17 protein-coding genes are annotated in these 18,785 nt (G+C 72.6%); 5 read left to right on the top strand and 12 right to left on the bottom strand.

Annotation, left to right across the window (positions count from 1 at the left end; genetic code table 11):
- Nucleotides 1–48: 48 nt before the first annotated feature.
- Both ACIBBA_RS16175 and ACIBBA_RS16170 read left to right on the top strand, forming a co-directional pair.
- On the top strand, nt 49–936 hold the full coding sequence (locus tag ACIBBA_RS16175) for a hypothetical protein (protein WP_396697927.1): 888 nt from the start codon (nt 49–51) through the stop codon (nt 934–936).
- A complete protein-coding gene (locus tag ACIBBA_RS16170) occupies nt 933–2,483 on the top strand; it encodes a hypothetical protein (protein WP_396697866.1) in 1,551 nt (516 codons plus the stop codon). Before ACIBBA_RS16175 ends, ACIBBA_RS16170 begins: the two co-directional genes overlap by 4 nt.
- Before the next feature lie 105 nt (nt 2,484–2,588).
- Here ACIBBA_RS16170 and ACIBBA_RS16165 read toward each other — a convergent pair whose 3' ends face one another.
- The 8 genes from ACIBBA_RS16165 to ACIBBA_RS16130 all read right to left on the bottom strand — a co-directional run bounded on the left by ACIBBA_RS16165 (nt 2,589) and on the right by ACIBBA_RS16130 (nt 10,348).
- Nucleotides 2,589–3,725 (bottom strand): glycosyltransferase, encoded by a 1,137-nt coding sequence (locus ACIBBA_RS16165; protein ID WP_396697863.1) that lies wholly within the window; start codon nt 3,723–3,725, stop codon nt 2,589–2,591.
- Between the two features lie 7 nt (nt 3,726–3,732).
- Nucleotides 3,733–4,860: a glycosyltransferase gene (locus ACIBBA_RS16160; RefSeq protein WP_396697860.1), complete on the bottom strand. Its 1,128-nt coding sequence runs from the start codon at nt 4,858–4,860 to the stop codon at nt 3,733–3,735.
- 238 nt (nt 4,861–5,098) lie between these two features.
- Nucleotides 5,099–6,064, bottom strand: a complete 966-nt coding sequence (ligD, locus tag ACIBBA_RS16155) for a non-homologous end-joining DNA ligase (RefSeq protein ID WP_396697858.1) — start codon at nt 6,062–6,064, stop codon at nt 5,099–5,101.
- A gap of 180 nt (nt 6,065–6,244) precedes the next feature.
- The gene (locus ACIBBA_RS16150; protein ID WP_396697856.1) at nt 6,245–7,210 is read right to left on the bottom strand and encodes a zinc-binding alcohol dehydrogenase family protein; all 966 of its coding nucleotides are present in this window, start codon (nt 7,208–7,210) and stop codon (nt 6,245–6,247) included.
- Complete coding sequence (locus tag ACIBBA_RS16145; RefSeq protein WP_396697854.1) at nt 7,207–7,566, bottom strand: hypothetical protein; 360 nt, start codon at nt 7,564–7,566, stop codon at nt 7,207–7,209. Before ACIBBA_RS16145 ends, ACIBBA_RS16150 begins: the two co-directional genes overlap by 4 nt.
- The gene (locus tag ACIBBA_RS16140) at nt 7,563–8,429 is read right to left on the bottom strand and encodes an extradiol ring-cleavage dioxygenase (RefSeq protein WP_396697852.1); all 867 of its coding nucleotides are present in this window, start codon (nt 8,427–8,429) and stop codon (nt 7,563–7,565) included. Before ACIBBA_RS16140 ends, ACIBBA_RS16145 begins: the two co-directional genes overlap by 4 nt.
- A gap of 27 nt (nt 8,430–8,456) precedes the next feature.
- On the bottom strand, nt 8,457–9,227 hold the full coding sequence (locus tag ACIBBA_RS16135; protein WP_396697850.1) for a citryl-CoA lyase: 771 nt from the start codon (nt 9,225–9,227) through the stop codon (nt 8,457–8,459).
- Complete coding sequence (locus ACIBBA_RS16130; protein ID WP_396697848.1) at nt 9,212–10,348, bottom strand: CaiB/BaiF CoA transferase family protein; 1,137 nt, start codon at nt 10,346–10,348, stop codon at nt 9,212–9,214. The genes ACIBBA_RS16135 and ACIBBA_RS16130 overlap by 16 nt, the downstream gene beginning before the upstream one ends.
- 194 nt (nt 10,349–10,542) lie before the next feature.
- On the opposite strand from ACIBBA_RS16130, the gene ACIBBA_RS16125 reads away from it, so the two are divergent.
- The 3 genes from ACIBBA_RS16125 (at nt 10,543) to ACIBBA_RS16115 (ending at nt 14,623) form a co-directional block, all read left to right on the top strand.
- Nucleotides 10,543–11,979 carry an amidohydrolase family protein gene (locus tag ACIBBA_RS16125; RefSeq protein WP_396697846.1) on the top strand — a complete coding sequence of 479 codons (1,437 nt, stop codon included), beginning with the start codon at nt 10,543–10,545 and terminating at the stop codon, nt 11,977–11,979.
- A 3-nt stretch (nt 11,980–11,982) separates the two neighbouring features.
- On the top strand, nt 11,983–12,786 hold the full coding sequence (locus tag ACIBBA_RS16120) for an IclR family transcriptional regulator C-terminal domain-containing protein (protein ID WP_396697844.1): 804 nt from the start codon (nt 11,983–11,985) through the stop codon (nt 12,784–12,786).
- A 238-nt stretch (nt 12,787–13,024) separates the two neighbouring features.
- The gene (locus tag ACIBBA_RS16115; protein ID WP_396697842.1) at nt 13,025–14,623 is read left to right on the top strand and encodes a DHA2 family efflux MFS transporter permease subunit; all 1,599 of its coding nucleotides are present in this window, start codon (nt 13,025–13,027) and stop codon (nt 14,621–14,623) included.
- A gap of 95 nt (nt 14,624–14,718) precedes the next feature.
- On the opposite strand, the gene ACIBBA_RS16110 is transcribed toward ACIBBA_RS16115, so the two are convergent.
- The 4 genes from ACIBBA_RS16110 to ACIBBA_RS16095 all read right to left on the bottom strand — a co-directional run bounded on the left by ACIBBA_RS16110 (nt 14,719) and on the right by ACIBBA_RS16095 (nt 18,682).
- Nucleotides 14,719–15,324 (bottom strand): TetR/AcrR family transcriptional regulator, encoded by a 606-nt coding sequence (locus ACIBBA_RS16110; RefSeq protein ID WP_396697840.1) that lies wholly within the window; start codon nt 15,322–15,324, stop codon nt 14,719–14,721.
- A 133-nt stretch (nt 15,325–15,457) separates the two neighbouring features.
- Nucleotides 15,458–17,017, bottom strand: coding sequence for an alkaline phosphatase D family protein (locus tag ACIBBA_RS16105; protein ID WP_396697838.1), 1,560 nt, complete (start codon nt 17,015–17,017; stop codon nt 15,458–15,460).
- 148 nt (nt 17,018–17,165) lie between these two features.
- Nucleotides 17,166–18,110 carry a class A beta-lactamase gene (gene bla, locus ACIBBA_RS16100; RefSeq protein ID WP_396697836.1) on the bottom strand — a complete coding sequence of 315 codons (945 nt, stop codon included), beginning with the start codon at nt 18,108–18,110 and terminating at the stop codon, nt 17,166–17,168.
- Between the two features lie 113 nt (nt 18,111–18,223).
- Nucleotides 18,224–18,682 carry a DUF5709 domain-containing protein gene (locus tag ACIBBA_RS16095; RefSeq protein ID WP_396697834.1) on the bottom strand — a complete coding sequence of 153 codons (459 nt, stop codon included), beginning with the start codon at nt 18,680–18,682 and terminating at the stop codon, nt 18,224–18,226.
- Between the last annotated feature and the right edge of the window lie 103 nt (nt 18,683–18,785).

The following is an 18,785-nucleotide window of genomic DNA, read 5'->3' as shown; positions in this document are numbered from 1 at the left end:
GCTACGCTCCCGCTCGCGCCAACTCCCGGGGGAACGGTCGTCGCCACCGTGCATCACGCCAACCACTACTACGGCCACTCACATGTGCTGGCCCGCTACTGCGGGCTGGACGACCGGACACCTCAGCGCATCCGCGGCTACCTGCAGCACGGCTGGAACATCGGCGACGGGATGGCCGCCGACCACGAGTTCCTCCCCGGTGTGCCGCTGTTCGTGTGGTCGGAACGGACCCGCCGCCGGGCCTGGTCGCTGGGCCGCCGCCAGACGTACGCCGTCGGCGCGCCCTGGGCGTACCTGCTGGCGATGGAGCCGGAGCCGGAGCAACCCCGCGACGGCACCATCTGGTACCCGTTCCACGGCTGGGAGGGCCAGCACGTGGTGGGGGAGCACGACCGGCTGATCGCGGAGATCAAGGCGACCGAACCCGGCCCGGTCACGGTCTGCCTGTACTGGCAGGAGTACCGGTCCGCCCGGGTGCGCGAAAAGTACGAGCGGGCCGGCTTCCGGGTCATCTGCCACGGCTACCGGGGCGGCCGGTGGGACAGCCTGGACCCGGATTTCCTGCGCCGGCAACTGGCCGAGCAGCGCCGGCACCGTCGGGTCGCGTCGAACCGGCTCAGCACCGCCGTCCTCTACGCCACCCTCGCCGGCTGCGAACCCGCGGTGTACGGCGACCCGATGCAGCTGGCCGGGGAGGTGCCGATCTGGGGCGGGCAGCCGCGGATCCGACGGCAGTGGGCGGAGCTGCACGGCGCCGAGGTCGACCCGGTCGCGGCGCGGGAGGTCGCGGTCGCCGAGCTGGGCGCCGACCGGCTGCTCCCGCCCGCCGTGCTGCGCCGGCTGTTCGGCTGGCCCGACCCGCAGCCCTCGTCCGGCCCGGCCGACGCCGATACCGACACCAACACCGACGCCGACCTGATCGAGGAGACCCGGTGAACCTGCGACTGATCGGCGGGGAGATGCAGGTCTGGTCGGACCTGGACGGCCGGCACGGGCCCGGCCCGGTCCGCGGGCCGGTGCTGGCCCCGCTGTTGAACACCGCGTCCGGGCGCACCCTCGTCGTCGGCCCGCTCGACCCGACGCTGCTCGACGCGATGCCGGCGGACGAGGTGACGGTGCTGGTGCGGGGTATTCCGGACGCCGAGGCGCTCGCCGCGCGCCTGGCCGACCGGCCCGGCGTCACCGTGCTCTGCGGCAGCCCGGAGAAGCTCGCCACCGAGCCCGCGTACGACACGGTCATCGCCCTCGACGGGTTGGAGCGGCTCGGCTCGACCGAGGGCGCCGAACTGAGCTGGACGGACGCCCTCGGGCTCCTGGTGGCCACTCTGCGACCCGGCGGCCGGCTGCTCCTCGCCGCCGAGAACCACCTCGGCCTGCACCGGCTGGTGGCGCTGCCGGCCGAGGTCACCGACACGGACTGGGCGGGCGCGGGCGAGTACGACCCCGACCGACCCGCCGGCCTGGATCGTCTCCGGGCCCGGCTGGCCGGCACCGGACTGGTCGTCACCGACACCCACGCCGCCTGGCCGACGGCGATCGCGCCGACCGCGCTGCTGCGCCCGCGGCTGCTGGCGAACCCGGAGGTGATCGGTTTCCTCCAGGTGACGCTCGGCCGGGCCTGTGAGCCGCTGGGGGAGGTGCTGACCGACCCGGGCCGGTTGGTGGCCAGGGCGCTGCGGCACGGCGCGGCCACCGAGCTCGCGCCGGCCTGGATCCTGCAGGTCGAGCGGACCGCACCGGCGCCGGGCCCGTCCGTTACGCAGGCCCCGGCCGCCGGCCGCACGGCCCTGCCCGAGGCGCTGATCTCGGTCGACGACGGCCGCCACGACGTGGTCAACGGCCCCGGCGGCGCGCTGGTCCTGTGCCGCCCGGACGGTGGCACCCAGGCGGTGCCGACCGGCCGTACCCTCGAGGATCTGCTCATCGTCGCGGCCCTGCGGCGGGAGCTGCCGACCGTGCGGGAGCTGCTGCACCGCTGGCAGGCCGGCGGGCACGCGGGCGTTCCGGCGGACCGGATCGTGGCCACGCGCGGCCGTGAGCTCGCGCCGCTGGCACCCGCGGGCCCGCCCCCGGCCGCGCTGCGGCGCCTCGCGGCCCGGCTGCTCGACGCGGGTCTCGGCCACCTCTGGCCGTCACCCGCGGACCCGGCCGAGCTGGCGCTGACCCTGGCCGCCCTCGCCGGTCGGGCCGAACCGGTCGCGCCCGCCGGCGACGAGCCGGCCCGACCGGACGCCCCGGCCTACCGGGAGCTGTTGATGAGCCGGGACCGGCTGGCCCGCGAGCTGGCCGAGGCCCGCGAACGGGAGGCGTGGTACGAGCGGACGCTCGCCGCGTGCGAGGGCGAGCTGCGCCGGGCCAGAGGCATGCTGGCGTTGCTCAGCGGCACGCCGACGGCGCGGGCCGGGAAGCTCTTCCTGGCCGGGGCGCGCCGGGCCCGCCGGACCGCCGGCGCGGCCGTGCGGCGGGTGCTGCCGCGCGAGTGACGGCCGGCCCGGCCGGGCCTGCCGCGGCTGCACGGCACCGACGCCCACGGCTGCCCGGCAGCGACGCCCACGGCTGCCCGGTGGCTCGTTGAAACCCCGGCGGGCTCAGGACGGGGCCGGGACCGCGGGGTCGGTGTCCGGGCGAGCGGCGCCGGGTGCGATGAGGCTCGCGTACAGCTCCTCCAGCACCCGGGTCTGCCGCCGGAGGTCGAAGGTGGTCTCGGCGTGCTGCCGGGCCGCCCGGCCGAGGCGCTCACGAAGCGGCTCGTCGGTGAGCAGCTGCCGGAGGTTCGCCGCCAGCGCGACCCGGTCCCGTTCGGCGCTGAGCAGGCCGGTCTTTCCGTGCCGGACCGCCTCGGGAATGCCGCTGTGACAGGTGGCGACGACCGGTAGGCCGAGACTCGCGGCCTCCAGGATGGTCGTGGGCAGCCCTTCGGAGTCGCCGTCCGTCGCGGTCTTCGACGGCGCCGCGAGGATCCTGGCCTGCGCCATGTGACGCAGCACCACCTCCGGTGGCTGTGCTCCCAGGAACGTGGCGTCCACGCCCAGCTGCGCCGCCCGCTCCCGGGTCGACTCCGCCAGCGGTCCCGTCCCGACGAAGACGACCCGGGGTCGCAGCTCCGGGATCAGGCCGAGCGCCTCGACGAGGTCGTCGACGCCCTTCTTCTCGACGAACCGGCCGACGAAGATGACGTCCCAGGTCTTCGGCACCGCCGGGGGCTGTGGCGGCATCGGCACGCCGGTGTAGTGCACGCGTACCTTCGCCGGATCGGCGCCCAACTCCACCGCACGGTCCCGGATGAACCCGGAGACGGCGATGATCAGATCCGCTCGCGCGAACGCGACACGCAGGTTGCGGCGGTGCCGGGCGCCACGCGGGCCGGGCACGGCGGGCTGCCGGGTCACGTCCAGGCCGTGCAGCGTGATGACCAGGGGTACGCCCAACTGCTTCGCGGTGCGGCTGATCAGCCACCCGTCGCCGCCGAAGTGGGCGTGTACCACGGCCGGCTTCACCCGGGTCAGCAGTCGTCGCAGCCGGGGTGAGCCGCCCGTGAGCCGGAGCAACCGCCAACCGCGACGGCCGCGCGGTGTGTCGGGATAGACGATGATGTCGGTGTCCGAGGCGATGGGTGAGGCGGTCTTCGTGGCACCGAGGTAGACGGGCCGCCACGAGGGCAGCGCGTCGCCCTGGTTGCGGATGAACGTTTCGGAGACCGGCAGCAGGCAACTGCGCCAGATCACGGCGATCCTAGGCGTGGACATCGTTCCGGGAGGTGTGGCTCGGGGCCGGCGACGCGGGCAGCGCGGCCTCCTCGGACGCGACCACGCTGCTCAGCGCGGCCGGTCCGGCGGCGCGCTGGTCTGCGCCACCTACGACGGGCTGCGCGGCACCGGACGTCTGCTCGGTCGCGTGCGGCTCGGTGTCGCCGGCCGGGCCGGCCGGCCGCCGGCGGCTCAGGATCCTGTCGCGCAGGGTGTGCCGCAGCTGCGGTGGGATCAGCCAGATCTGCAGGAACGTCAGGTAGTCGATGGCGCTCGGCCGCCCGTGCCGGCGCGCCTCACCGAGCAGCATCCGGAAGACGCGGAAGCTGCGGGTGGGCGCCGCCATCGAGCTGATGATGCTCATGACGATCGCGGCGTACGCCTTGGGGGTGAGCAGGGGACGGATCCCGCGAAGCCACTCCAGCTGCGCCTGCCACGGCGAGTTCAGGCTGATCCGGGGCCGGTCCTCGTCCTGGTGCCAGAGCACCAGCGGTTCGGCGGCGATGACGAGGTCGACGTCGTCGTGGTCCAGCGCCCGTAGCGTCCAGTCCAGCTCCTGCTGGCGGCGCAGACCGACGGTGAACGGCACGCGGCGCAGCAGGGAGGTCGGGGCCATGATCGTCGAGGTCTGGATGAACCCGTCACCGTGGAACAGTCCCCGTCGGACGGTGAGATACTCGCACACCGGTTCGTCGTCCATCGGAAGCCGGCGGGGCATGACGAACTCCGCCCGCGGCGTCTTGTTGATCAGGCGGCTGGCGATGATCGGCGTCGGGACCGGGCTCGTCCGGGCGGTCTCCAGCTGCACGGCGAGCTTCTCCGGCAGCCACTCGTCGTCGTCGTCCAGCAGTGCTGTCCAGGGCGCCAGGGCCGCCAGCACGCCCATGTTGCGCGCGTTCGGCGCGCCGCCCTTGCGAGCCAGCTCCACCAGCCGCAGGCGGGGATCGCCGATCTCGCCCAACGCGTCCCGGGTCGCCGGGTCGGGCCCGTCGACCACGACGATGACCTCGATGTCGGTCACGGTCTGGGCGAGCGCGCTACGGACGGCTCGGGTGACCAGGTCGGGACGGGCGAACGTGGGGATGACGACGCTGACCTCGGGTGTCGAGGACATGCTCACCTGCTCATTCGGCCGGAGACGAAAGTGTGCGCAGGCGACGCTATGGGCCCCACCTCTCACCTCGGTGAATAGAATCCAGCGCGCAGGCGTACAACGGGGGCGGGATCCGATCCCCTTGCGGCCATCCCGTCGGGTCGCCCGAACTCCAGCGCGCCACCGTCGCCCTGGGCCGCCGCCTGGCGAGGGCCGGCGATCCCGATCCGGCACCCGGCTGAGCGCCGTGCGGGTCGGGTCAGCCGCGCAGCCGGATCTCGGCCGGTTCCCGGTCGCTGCGCAGGCCCTTCCACGAGGGGTGGCGCAGTCGGTGGTCGGGTGTCCAGGACCGGAAGGTCACGTCGCCCACCAGGACCGGATCGACCCAGACGGCGTGCCGGGCGTGTTCCCGCGGGACGGGGGAGGCGAACGGCGCATCCCGTCGGCGCAGCGGCCGGAGGCGTTCCCCCAGGTCGCGCAGGGCGGCCTGGGTGAACCCGGTACCCACATGGCCGATGTAGGTCAGCTGGTCACCCCGGTCGTACATGCCGAGCAGGAGCGAACCGATCGTGCCCTCGCGCCGGCCGGTTCCGGGTTTCCAGCCGCCCACGATGACCTCGACGGTGTCGTTGAGGGGCACCTTGACCCAGGCAGGGGAGCGGCGGCCGGGCTCGTACCGGGAGCCGAGCGCTTTGGCCACCACGCCTTCGAGGCCGAGATCGGCGGCGGCGGTGGCCAGGTCCCGGCCGGCGTCGCCGGTCCAGTACGGCGGGATGTCCACACTCTCCCCGCTGAGGTCCAGCTCCTCGAGCGCAGCGCGCCGCTCGGTGTACGGCAGGGACGTGGTGTCCCGTCCGTCGAGGTGCAGGAGATCGAACAGGTACAGCCGTACCGGGGTGGTGCTCACCAGACTGGCCGACGGCGCGCGGACGTGCATCCGGTGCTGGAGGGCGGAGAAGTCGGGCCGGCCCCTGCCGTCCAGCGCCACGATCTCACCGTCCAGCACCGCCCGCCGCTTCGCCAGCAGGTCGGCGAGCCCGCCCAGCTCGGGGTACGCCCGCGTGACGTCGCGGTCGTTGCGGCTGAGCAGCCGTATGCCGTCGGCGACGTACGCGATCGCCCGGACGCCGTCCCACTTGAACTCGTACGCCCAGCCAGGCCCGGAGGGAAGGGCGCCGCTCGTGGCGAGCATCGGCCGCACGAGCGTGGGCATCCTGACGCTCACGTCCCGATCATCACGAACCCCGCACCCGGAGCAGGTCGTCTTGGCCGGTTGTCGGCCTTCCGGACGACCGTGCGAGGAACGCCCGATCAACTGCAAGATCTGGTGGTAAGGCGCCGGTCAGCCGCGCCGACGCGGGCACCGGCGGCGGTCGCGTGTCCACCGCTGTGCGTGAGCGACCGGTCAGAAAACCAGGACGAGGCGCCCGGCCGCTCTGCCCTCGGCCTGTCGTGACCAGGCCTGCGCGACCGATCCGAACGGCACCAGTTCGTGGTCGACGGTGAGCCGGCCGGACGCCGCGTGCCCGGCCACCACGGCGAGCGACGCTGACCGTTCCTCGGCCGACAGCCCGTTGTTCGTGTAGCCGATCATCCGCAGCGAACCGCTGCGCAGCACCGCGGACTCGATCGGTGCGGTGGCGCCGGCCGCGCTGCCCAGGTTGACCAGGCGACCTCCCGGGCGCACCACCCGCAGCGCAGCCGCGGCCGGAATCCCGAAGACCGGGTCAAGCACGAGGTCGACCGGCCCGTCGACGGCCTGGCGCAGCCGGTCGGTCAGCGTCGTGACGTCGTCGTCGGGGAGGAACGGGACGGACACCGAGGCGCCGAGCTCCTCGGCGCGAGCCCGGGCCTTCGCGGAGCGGGACACGGCGACAACCCGGCTGGCCCCGCCGAGCCGCGCCAGCTGGACGGCCGCCTGCCCGACCACCCCGCCGGCGCCGAGCACGATGACCTGTTCCCCGACCGCCAGCTCGCCGGCGTGCGTCAGGGCCCCGTGCGCGGCGACGGCGGAGAGTCCCAAGGCGGCGAGGAGCGTGAGCGGTACGCCGGACGGCAGCGGCACGACGTCGGCGGTCGGCACCGCGACGGCGGCGGCCATGCTGCCGTCGACGCCCGGCCGCATGCCGGCTGAGGTGCCGAACCAGACGGCGGTGCCGTCGGCGAGCCGGCCCACGCCCTGCACCCCCGGCACGTAGGGGGTCGGCGGGGTGCCGAAGTAGCTGGTCCCGGTGGCGCAGAGCACGTCGAGCGGGGTGATCGGCACAGCCTCGACGGTGATCGGCAGCTCACCGGCCGCCGGCACCGGGGCCGGCCGCTCGCCGATCGTCGGCGCCGTGCCGCAGGCGGTGAGCAGGGCCGCCCGGATCATGTGGCGATATCCGGGTACGGCAGGTCGAAGTGGGCCAATCGCGCGCCGTAGGCCAGCTGGTACTCCAGCGGCCCGTGGTCGCGTTCGAACAGGGCGATGAAGAGGGTCAGGGTCAGGAACGGGTGCGCGCCGAGCTCGAAGAGCTTCACGTGGTCGTGGGTGGCGAGCGCCTCGCGCTCGACGTCGTCGAAGCGCAACCAGGTGCTCGCCTCGCCGGTGTGGCAGTTGAGCACCGTGTTGGCGAACTCCGCCTCCCACCAGGTGACCAGCTCGCGCGGCTCGCTCCGGTAGCGCTCGACCAGCTCCGGGTCACGGTCCACGGTGAAGAGGAACTTGTTCAGCAGGTACTTGCTCATGCCGCCGGCGCTCCGTTCGGGTACCAGGTGAAGTAGGCCTCCATGGTGTGGAACAGATCGAGGGTGTCGACGTGGTCGGCCTTCGCGCCCTCCCCGGCCACGCCCATCATGAGCATGAAGTCCATGAAGCCGTGGGTGGCGTTGCCCGGCGCGTGCAGGCTGTCCAGGGTGACCTCGCGCAGACACCCGTCCAGGTCGCCGTTCGCGATCCACTCGACGGCCCGCCGGTCGAATTCCGGGTCGGGGCCGTGCGGTCCGAACTGCCGGGGCCCGCCCAGCTCGAGCGAGAGGTGGCCGGTGCCGATGATGGCGACCCGCAGGTGCGACGGCCACGACTCGACGATCTCCCGGATCGCGGCGCCGAGCTGCACGAAGCGCTTCGGCTGCGGCAGCGGCGGCGCGAAGATGTTCGTGTAGATCGGCACGATCGGCAGGTCGGCCTCGGGCCGCAGGGTGATGATCGGGCAGGTGATGCTGTGGTCGATCCGCAGCTCGTTGCTGAACGCGAGGTCGAAGCCGGAGTCGAGGCCGGCCCGCAGGATGTGCGCCGAGAGGTCCTCCTGGCCCTTCAGCAGCATCCGCGGCAGGCCGAACTCGCGTTCCTCGTTGTACCAGTTGGCGTCGTAGGCGGGCGCCTTGCCGACCAGGAACTGCGGCATGTTGTCCAGCCAGAGCTGGTGGAAGTGGTCCGAGCCGACCATCACCAGCACGTCCGGCCTGGCCCGGGTCAACGTCTCCCGGAAGGCCAGGATCTTGCTGGTCCACTCGTCGGCGAACGGTGGCCGGTCCTCACCGGTGGCCGTGCTGGCGCGGTAGTAGAAGGGATGGTGGGTGGAGGCGATGACCGCGACGACGGTGGCCATTCCCGCTCCTCTCGCTGCTGAAGGGGCTCAGGGTTCGTAGACGGCGTTGCGGTCGACGGTGCGGTAGATCTCCATGCCGAGCGGCCGGCGCCGCTCCTCGGCAAGGTGCCCGAGCAGCCCGGCCGCGCGGGCCAGCAGGGCGAAACCGCGCAGCAGCTCGACGGGGAGGCCGAGGTCGGCGAGCGCCGCGCCGCAGACCCCCGCGCCGTTGAGCGGCAGGGTCCGACCGAGCACCTGGGGGTGCACCCGGCCGATCGCCTCGAAGAGCCGCAGGTGCGGACCGCGCAGCCCCTCCTCCTCGGCGATCCGGATCAGTACCGGGGTGCGCGGATCCTCCTCCTTGTGCACGGGGTGCCCGAGGCCGGGAACCAGGCGGCGCTCCTGCCGGGCCCGGGTGACGGCGTCGAGGGCCACCGCGTCGTAGTCGGTCACCTCGCCGGCCTGCGCGAGCGTGTCGGCCAGGAAGCGCCCGCAGTCCTCGGTGACGCCGAGGAAGCGGGAACCTCCGCCGAGCAGGCCGGCGGCGAGGGCGCCCTGCAGGGCCTCGGGCGCGGAGAGGTAGGTCAGCCGGGCCGCGATCGCCGTCGGGGTGAAGCCGTGGTCGGCGAGCGCCACCAGCACGGCTTCGAAGACCCGCACCTCGCCCGGGGTGGGGCGTCGCCCGGCGACCAGCCAGTACGCCAGCTCGCCGAAGCCGACCCTGCCCATCAGGTCGGTGGCCAGGTCCTGCCCCAGCAGCGAGATGGTGGTCGGGTCGGACGTGCCGATACCGGTGGGGAAGCTCAGCTCTTCAGCCACGCGCGGATCTCCTCGCCGTGCTCGTCGATTCCGGGCGGCGGCAGCTCGTACCGGGCCGGGGTGTCGGAGAAGGTGATGGGGTTGCGGATCCCGGGCACGTCGCCGACGGTGACCACCGGGCCGAGCCCCAGCTCCTCGGCGAGCGCGACACCGCCGTCGATCGTGTTGATCGGTGCACAGGGGACGCCGGCGGCGAGCAGCTCGCGGAACCACTCGTCCTTGGTGCGCTTGGCGAGCCGCTCGACCAGCAGGGGCCGCAGCTGCTCGCGGTTGGCGGTGCGGTCCTGGTTGCGCCCGAAGCGCGGGTCGTCGGGCAGGTCCGGCAGGTCGAGCACCTGGCAGAGCTTGCGGAACTGCCCGTCGTTGCCGGCGATGACGATCAGCTCGCCGTCCGCGGTGGGCAGCGGCTCGTACGGGAAGAGGCTGGGGTGCGCGTTGCCCATCCGGAACGGGACGGTGTCGCCGGCGATGTAGCCGCTGGAGTGGTTGACCAGGCCGGAGAGCGCGGAGCTGAGCAGGTTCACCTCGACGTGCTGGCCCCGGCCGGTCTCGCCGCGGTGGTGCAGGGCGGCGAGGATGCCGATGCTCGCGTGCAGCCCGGCCATCACGTCGAAGACCGAGATGCCGGCCCGGTAGGGCGGGCCGTCCGGATCGCCGGTGAGGCTCATCAGCCCGGAGATCGCCTGCACCATCAGGTCGTAGCCGGGGAAGTCCGCGCCGGCGCCGGTGCCGAAGCCGCTGATGCTGGCGTAGACGATCTTCTCGTTGCCGGCGGCGACGGTGTCGTAGTCCAGGCCGAAGCGGGCGAGGCCGCCGGGCCGGAAGTTCTCGATCATCACGTCGGCGCGGCGGGCGAGTTCGCGCGCGGCCTCGAGGTCGCCCGGGTCCTTCAGGTCGAGGGCGACCGACCGCTTGTTGCGGTTGATGCCGAGGTAGTACGTCGAGACGCCGTCGCGGGTGGGCGGCATCCAGGTGCGGGTGTCGTCGCCGCCGGGGCTCTCCACCTTGATCACCTGTGCGCCCAGGTCCGCCAGGAGCATCGTCGCGTACGGCCCGGCCAGGATCCGGGAGAAGTCCGCGACGAGCAGGCCTGCCAGCGGCCCTGCCGAGTGCTGCACCATGTCACCGCCCGTTCTGCGGACATCTGTCCGCGAGGACAGCTTGCGACACCCGAACCGGCCGTGTCAACGGGCCCTTCACGTCGTGGATACGCGCTCTTGACACGACCCGTGACGGGGACCACACTGGCGCCACTCGGGCTGCCCGCACGGCGGACAACGGTCCGGAACTCCGTACCCGGAAAGGATGGGTGGCGATGAGCGCAACCGACCGGCCGGTGGTCCTTCGCAACGGCCTGGTGCTGACCATGGACGACGCGCACACGGTGCTCTCCGGCGCCGACGTGCTGGTCATCGGCGACCGGATCGCGGAGGTCGGCGTCGGCCTCACCGCGCCCGACGACGCCGTGGAGATCGACGCCACCGGCGGCATCGTCATGCCCGGAATGGTCGACACCCATCGGCACATGTGGCAGACCGCCATGCGGGGGTACGGGGCCGACTGGACCCTGACGCAGTACTTCATCTGGTACTACCTCGAGTCCGGCAAGCTGTTCCGGCCCGAGGACGTCTACGCCGGCAACCTGCTCGCCGCGATCGAGGCCGTCGACGCCGGTGTCACCACCACCGTCGACTGGTCGCACGGCCTACAGACGCCCGACCACGCCGACGCCGCGGTCGACGCGCTCGAGGCGGTGCCCGGCCGGTTCGTCCTCGCCTACGGCAACATCCAGCAGGGTCCGTGGCAGTGGGCCACCTCGCCAGAGTTCCGCGACTTCCACCGCCGCCGCGTCGACGGCGGCAAGCTGGCCGGCTTCCAGTTGGCCTTCGACGTCACCGGCGACCCGGCCTTCCCCGAGCGGGCCGCCTTCGAGGTGGCCCGGGAACTCGGCGTCGCGGTGACCACGCACGCCGGCGTCTGGGGCGCGACCAACGACGACGGCATCCGGCTGATGCACGAGCACGGCTTCATGACCCCGTCGACCGTCTACGTGCACGCGTCGACGCTCACCCATGACTCGTACAACCGGATCGCCGCCACCGGCGGCTCGGTCTCCGTCTCCACCGAGAGCGAGCAGAGCGCCGGGCAGGGCTACCCGCCCACCTGGCAGCTGCGCCACCACGACATCCCGGTCTCGCTCTCCATGGACACCAGCGTGTGGTGGAGCGGCGACCTCTTCTCCGCGATGCGCGCCACGCTCGGCGCCGACCGGTCCCGGGAGCACCTGGAGGCGCACGCCAAGCAGGAGACGGTCACCCACTGCCATCTGCGCGCCGAGCAGGTCGTGGAGTGGGCGACCCGGGGCGGCGCCCGCGCCCTCGGCATGGACTCGGCGATCGGCGCGGTCACCCCCGGGCGGCAGGCCGACATCGTCCTGATCAAGAACGACGCCTCGCCGGTGATGTTCCCGATCCTCAACCCGCATGGCCACGTCGCCTTCCAGGCCCAGCGCGGCGACGTGCACACCGTGCTGGTGGGCGGCAGGATCGTCAAGCAGGACGGCCGGTTGGTCGACGTCGACCTCGCCGCCGCCCGGGCGAAGGTGGCGGCCACCGTCTCCCACCTGCGGGAGACCATGGGCGAGCAGGCGTGGCAGCGGGGCATGAACCCGGACATTCCCGAGACGGACCTCCTCGAGAACCCCTACCAGTACACCGAGTGGGACGCCGGCTCGGCCCAGTGGAAGCATTAGGACATGAGTGACAACGGAAGGGGCGCCGGGCCCGATTTCATCGAAGCCCTCGCCCGCGGGCTCGACGTCCTGCGCTCCTTCCGCCCGGGCTGCCCGTCGACCACACTCAGCGAGATCGCCACGGCCACCGGCCTGGCCCGGCCGACGGTCCGCCGCATCCTCATCACGCTCGAAGCGCTCGGCTACGTCCGCGCGGTCGACCGCGGCTTCGCCCTCACCCCGCGCGTCCTCGAACTGGGTATGGCCTACGTCAACGCGCTGAACATGTGGGACATCGCCCGGCCGCACATGAAGCGGCTCGTCGAGCAGACCAACGAGTCGACCTCGATGGCCCAGCTTGACGGCAGCGACGTCGTCTACGTGGCCCGGGTGGCCGTACCGAAGATCGTCACGCTCGCCGTCACCATCGGCACCCGCTTCCCGGCCCCCGCGACGTCGATGGGCAAGGTGCTCCTCGCGGCGCTGCCCCCGGCGGCGCTGACCGCCGTGCTCGCCGAGCCGACCCGCTCCGGCATCACGCCCCGCTGGCAGCCCTCGCCCGGGGAGCTCGACACCGCGCTGCGCGAGGTCCGGGCGAAGGGCTGGGCACTCGCCGACCAGGATCTGGCGCCGGGCATCCGGTCCATCGCCACCGGCGTACGCGACGGCGACGGAAAGGTCGTCGCCGCGCTCAACGTGACCGTGCACGCCGCCGAGACCTCGGTGGAGACGCTGCTGGAAGAGCACCTGCCGAAGCTGCTGCGCGCGGCCGCCGACATCGGGCACGACTGGGCGCTGACCGCGGCGGTGCCGGTGGTCACCGGCTGACGTAAAGACCCGGGCAGGAGTGCCGGTTCGATCGACACCCCGACGTCCGGTCACCATCGGGGCGGCCGAACGGGTGTGTCGCGGCGATCGTCGGTAATCCGGCGGCGACTTGTCGGTGCCTGCGGTTAGTCTTCCCTGCGCGCGTCGTCGCTTCGGTACGTCGTGCCCCGCGCCCGATGGCGCGGCACCGCCGCCACCACCCACCATTGGCCGGCACATTCGATTTCCAGGAGAGTTTGTGACACAGCAACCTGTCGTGGCACCGCCTGTCGCGACATCGGACAAGCTCGACGCCGCGGTTCTCAAGGTGGCCGGCGTCGTCGTGCTCGGCGCGATCATGTCGATCCTCGACGTGACCGTGGTGAGCGTCGCGCTGCCGACGTTCCAGGACGAGTTCGACGCGTCCTACGCGCGGGTGGCGTGGACGATGACGGCCTACACGCTCGCGCTGGCCACGGTGATCCCGCTCAGCGGATGGGCCGCCGACCGGTTCGGCACCAAGCGCCTCTACATGGTGGCGCTGGCGCTCTTCACGATCGGGTCCGTGCTCTGCGCCACCGCCGACACGATCGGGCAGCTCATCGCCTACCGGGTGGTGCAGGGCCTCGGCGGCGGCATGCTCATGCCGATCGGCATGACGATCATGACGCGGGCGGCCGGGCCGCACCGGATCGGCCGGCTGATGGCCGTCCTCGGCATCCCGATGCTGCTCGGCCCGATCGGTGGTCCGATCCTCGGCGGCTGGCTGATCGACACCGCGAGCTGGCACTGGATCTTCCTGATCAACCTGCCGATCGGCCTGGTCGCCCTCGTCTACGCCCAGTTCGCCCTGCCGAAGGACAACCCGGAGCCGTCGGAGTCGTTCGACTTCGTCGGCATGCTGATGCTCTCGCCGGGCCTCGCCCTGTTCCTCTACGGGGTCTCCTCGCTGCCCGAGGCCGGCACGTTCGCCGACGCGAAGGTCCTGGCGCCGATGCTGGTCGGCGCCGCACTGGTGGTGGCGTTCGTCCTCTACTCCTTCAGGCCCCGGCACCCGCTGCTCGACCTGCGGCTGTTCGCCAACCGCAACCTGACCATCGCGTCGCTGACGCTGTTCGTGTTCATCATCGCGTTCATGGGCGCTGGCCTGCTCTTCCCGAGCTACTTCCTCCAGGTGCGCGGCGAGTCGACGCTGGCCGCCGGCCTGCTGATGGCGCCGCAGGGGATCGGCGCGATGATCACCATGCCGATCGCCGGCACCCTCGCCGACCGGGTGCCCGTCGGGCGCACGGTCCCGTTCTCGCTGGCGCTGATCGTTCTCGGGTTCTTCACCTTCACCCAGCTCGACGCGGACACGTCCTACCTGCTGCTCTGCGGGTCGCTGTTCGTCATGGGGCTGGGCATGGGCGGCACGATGATGCCGATCATGACCTCGGCGCTGAAGACGCTGAACGCGCAGGAGGTCGCCCGCGGCTCCACGCTGGTCAACATCCTCCAGCAGATCGGCGGCTCGATCGGCGCGGCCGTGATGTCGGTGATCCTCACCAACGAGCTGAACGGTTCCCGGCCGATTCCTGGCGTGACGGACCCGAGCGGTGAGCCGTTCACCGAAGCCGGTCTGGCCATCGCCAGCCAGCAGCGGCCGGAGCTGACCCAGCAGCTTCCGGTGGACCCGTCGATCATCGACCGCGGGCTCGACTTCGCGGCCAGTTCGTTCGCCAACACGTTCTGGGTCGCGTTCGCGCTCGTGGCGGCCACGTTCATCCCGGCCTTGTTCCTGCCCCGCCGGCGCGAGCCGTCGCACCTGCTCGACGGCGAGCAGCCGGAGCAGCCGAAGGCGCCGGTCGTCATCCACTGAGCCGACCGCCCGTCGGGCACGTCACGGCGTGCCCGACGGGCGGGCTGCTCCCGCGCGCCGTCGCGCGCCGGCCGCCCGACCTGGCCGCATCTGCCTCACGCGGCCGGCGCGCTCGCCCCGAGGTTGTCGATCGCCACGTCCAGGGCGGCCTCGAGGTGGGTGATGTCCCCGGTCATGAGCATCAACAGCACGCCGCCCTGGATCCCGGCGAGCAGTGCCGCCGCCGCGCGTTCGACGTCCAGTTCGGCCGCCACCTCGCCGGCCCGCTGCATGTGCCGGATTCCCGCGGTGAGTTCGGACTGCCACTTGCGCATCAGCTCGGTCTGCACGGCCCGAGCCCCCGGAGTCCGCTGGTCGAGCTGGGAGAAGACCATGTGCAGCGGGCACTCCTGACCCTGGGCCAGGTAGCGGGCCACGACCCGGTCGCGCCACGCCTGGAAGGCCGGCCAGGAGGTGAGCTGGCTCAACATCGGCTGCTGGTCGCTCAGCACCTTGTCGGCCTCGAATCGCGCCACGGCGAGCAGCAGCTCTTCCTTGCCCTGCGGGAAGTAGTGGAAGAGCTGGCTCTTGCTGGTCTTGGTCCGGGCCAGCACGTCGTCGAGCCGGAACACGGCGATGCCCCGCTCGCGGATCTCCGCGGCGGCGCCCTCGACGATGCGCTGCCGGGTCGCGCTGCCCTTCCGGGTGAACGTCGCGGCCATGTCCCCACCCCTCTTCTGGACTTCCCGGTCCAATTCTAGCGGCTGTCTCGCCGTGCCCGGGCGGGCGCGGGCACGACGTGCAGCGGCGCCGCCGACCCGGACCAGGGCCGGCGGCGCCATAGCGGGTGCGAAGTCAGGAGAGCGTGTCGGTCTGGACGCCGGGGCGGCCGTTCTCGACGACGAAGCTGGCGTCCGTGCTCACCGAAGCCCCCGGGGTCGTGACATACGGGACGACCCGGTAGTCGCTGCGCCACTCGTCGCGTCCGACCGTGCAGCGCACGTACCCGCGTCGCTGGTTGTAGTACCTCATGTGCGGGTTCGAGGCGAGCCACTCCCGGCCGCGGGCGTCCATGTCGGCGCCGTCGGCCCCGGAGCTGATCGAGGTGCCGAGAAACTCCGTCCCCACGGTGCGGGAGTTCTGGTCGTCGAAGTTCTGCTTGAGGTCGGCGACCATGCTGCAGTGCGCGTCACCGGTGACCACCACCATGTTGTCGACGTTCCGGCCGGCGACCGCGTCGAAGATACGCTGCCGAGCCGGCTCGTAGCCGTTCCAGTTGTCGTCCGACAGCTGCTCGCCCGGTCCGGGGTCGCGGTCGGCCCGGGCCATGACCGTCTGCTGGGCCAGGATGTTCCACGTCGCGCGCGACGCGGTCAGGCCCTCCAGCAGCCACTTCTCCTGCTCCGCGCCGAGCATCGAGCGCGTCGGGTCGTCGGCCTCGGGCGAGCCGGGCGGGACCTGGTCGTCGCGGTACTGGCGGCCGTCGAGGATGTTGAACTCGGCGAGCCGGCCGTAGCGCAGCCGTCGGTAGAGCCGCATGTCCGGGCCGTGCGGCAGGGCGCTGCGCCGCAGCGGCAGGTGCTCGTAGTACGCCTGGTAGGCGGCGGCCCGCCGGGTCAGGAAGCTCTCCGGCGACTGGGCGGCGTCCTCGGAGTTCTCGTCGGCGTAGTTGTTCTCCACCTCGTGGTCGTCCCAGGTGACGGCCCAGGGGAACCGGCCGTGCGCGGCCTGCAGGTCGGGGTCGGTCTTGTACTGGGCGTGCCGGACCCGGTAGTCGGCGAGGGAGAAGATCTCCGCGGCGGGCAGGTGCGCCCGGCCGATCGTGCCGGCCGCCGGCCCCTCGTAGATGTAGTCGCCGAGGTGGACGACCAGGTCGAGGTCCTCGTCGAGCATGTGCCGGTAGGGAGTGAAGTGGCCGGTCGGGAAGTTCTGGCAGGAGACGAACGCGAAGGCGAGGCTGCGCGGCAGATCCCGGAAAGCCGGGGCGGTGCGGGTGCGGCCGACCGGGCTGATCTCCGTGCCGGCCCGGAACCGGTAGAAGTACTCCCGGTCGGAGCGCAGCCCGCTCACCTCCGCGTGCACCGAGTGCCCGAGCTCCGGGGTGGCCAGCTCCACCCCCCGGCGGACGACGTGGCGGAAGCGGGGGTCCTCGGCGACCTCCCACCGCACCGGCACCACGTGCTGCGGCATCCCGCCGAGACCGTCTGCGGCCAACGGCTCCGGGGCGAGACGGGTCCAGAGGACGACACCGTCGGGCAGCGGGTCGCCGGACGCGACGCCCAGGGTGAACGGGTTGTCAGGGAGCCGGCCGGTCGCCCAGGCCGGAGCGGCGGACCAGCCCGCCACCGCCGCTGCGACCCCGGCGCCGGCCGCCCCGGCCAGGCCGAGGAACGCGCGCCGATCGAACTGCTGCATCGAAGATCTCCTTACGACAGAGGGGAAGATCAACTCGATCCTCGGCAGCACCGGTGAGGATCAGGTTTCCCTGTCGTTGCCGACCGGCGGCCATCCTGGGCACAGCAGTCGACGGCGGTGGATCATTCGTGGACACCTCTGCCGGGAATCAGCGGCGCAGCGTGTCGACGGCGACCCGGGTCGCCTGCGCGATGAGCGCGTCGTCGTACGTCGCGTCCTTCCCGCTCCGGCCCGACATCACGGCGAGCACGATCGGCGCGCCGTCCGGCGGCCAGAGCACGGCGATGTCGTTGCGCGTGCCGTATCCGCCGGAGCCGGTCTTGTCGCCCACCACCCAGCCGTCCGGGACGCCGGCGCGGACGAGGCCGTCGCCCGTGGTGTTGCCCCGCAACCATCCGTTGAGGAGGTCCTGGTCCTCGTCGGACAACGCGGTGCCCACCGCGTACGCGCGCAGGTCGTCGGCGAAGGCCCGCGGCGTCGTGGTGTCCCGCTCGTCGCCCGGCTTGGCCTCGTTGAGGGAGGTCTCGTAGCGGGCCGCCTTGGTGGTCGTGTCGCCGAGACCGCGCAGCGCCTCCTCGAAGCCGCGCGGCCCGCCGAGGCGGCGCAGGATCAGGTTGGCGGCGGTGTTGTCGCTGTACCGGATCGCGGCATCGGCCAGGTCGCGCAGCGGCATCCCGGCGGCCACGTGCTTCTCGGTGACCGGGGAGTGTGCCACCAGGTCGGCTCGCGGGTAGCGGACGACGCGGTCGAGGTCGGTGGTCGACGTCCGGTCGAGCAGCGCCGCGACGGCCAACGCCTTGAACGTGGAGGCGTAGGCGAACCCTTCGTCGGCCCGGTACCGCACGCTCCGGCCGGTCCCGGTGTCGACCGCGTGGATTCCCAGCCGCGCGTCGAACGCGGTCTCCAGCCGGCGGAACTCCTGCTCGGCCCGGGGTGTGGCGACCGCGGTGCCACCCGGGCCGGACGTGGTGGCGGTACCGGTCGGTGCGACGGTGCTGTCCGTGCGGGAGGGGCCCGTGGCGTCGCAGGCGGCGAGTGGAGTGAGCGAGAGCACCGCGAGTGCGACGACGACCCCTACGCGCGAAGGTCGCATGCGTCCTTCTCCGTCCGGCCGGGGGCGAGCCCTGTTCGGCTCGCCCGAGATGACGGTGTCGGGCTGCCCTACCTCGGGGGCAGCTCGACGGGGCGCGACCCTGGTGGGTGCGCTCAGCGCAGCGGGCCGTCCCCGGGGCCGTTCGGGTCGTCGACCACGTGGACCGCGGCCTCCTCGGCGCTCGCGGCGCCCGCGTCGATGCCCGCGTCCCAGACCACCGACTCGGCCTCCTCGTCCTCGCCGAGGCCCTCGTCATAGGCGACGAGGCGGCCCGCGCGCGCCTCGCGCTCGTACCCGCGCCGGGTCAGCTCGTCCTCGTCGTCGCCCCCCTCGGCGTACGGGTCGACGTCCGGCTCCTCCTGGGCGAGCAGCTGGTCGAGGGACTCGCCCGCCCGCTCCTCGGCTGGCGTGGTGCCGAACCGGTTCGCGCCCCGCCAGTGGTCCTCGGCGATGATGCCGGTGTCCAGCGGGTCGCCGATCCGGTCATCCAGGGTGTCCGACGCGTCCAGGACCCCGTCGTCCTCGGCGACGTTCCACTCCTCGTCGGAATCCACCCGTTCGGTCTGGCTCACGACGGTCTCCTCTTCGTCACGGTGTAGCGATGCAGGCCAGCCTAGGACGCGTCTTTCCGATCTTGAAACGGTGTCCCGCCGAACGTGACGCAGGCCGTTCGCG

The sequence above is a fragment of the Micromonospora sp. NPDC051006 genome (genome assembly GCF_044456245.1).
In the GTDB taxonomy this organism is placed as follows: domain Bacteria; phylum Actinomycetota; class Actinomycetes; order Mycobacteriales; family Micromonosporaceae; genus Micromonospora.
This window is presented reverse-complemented; position numbering and strand designations above follow the sequence as displayed.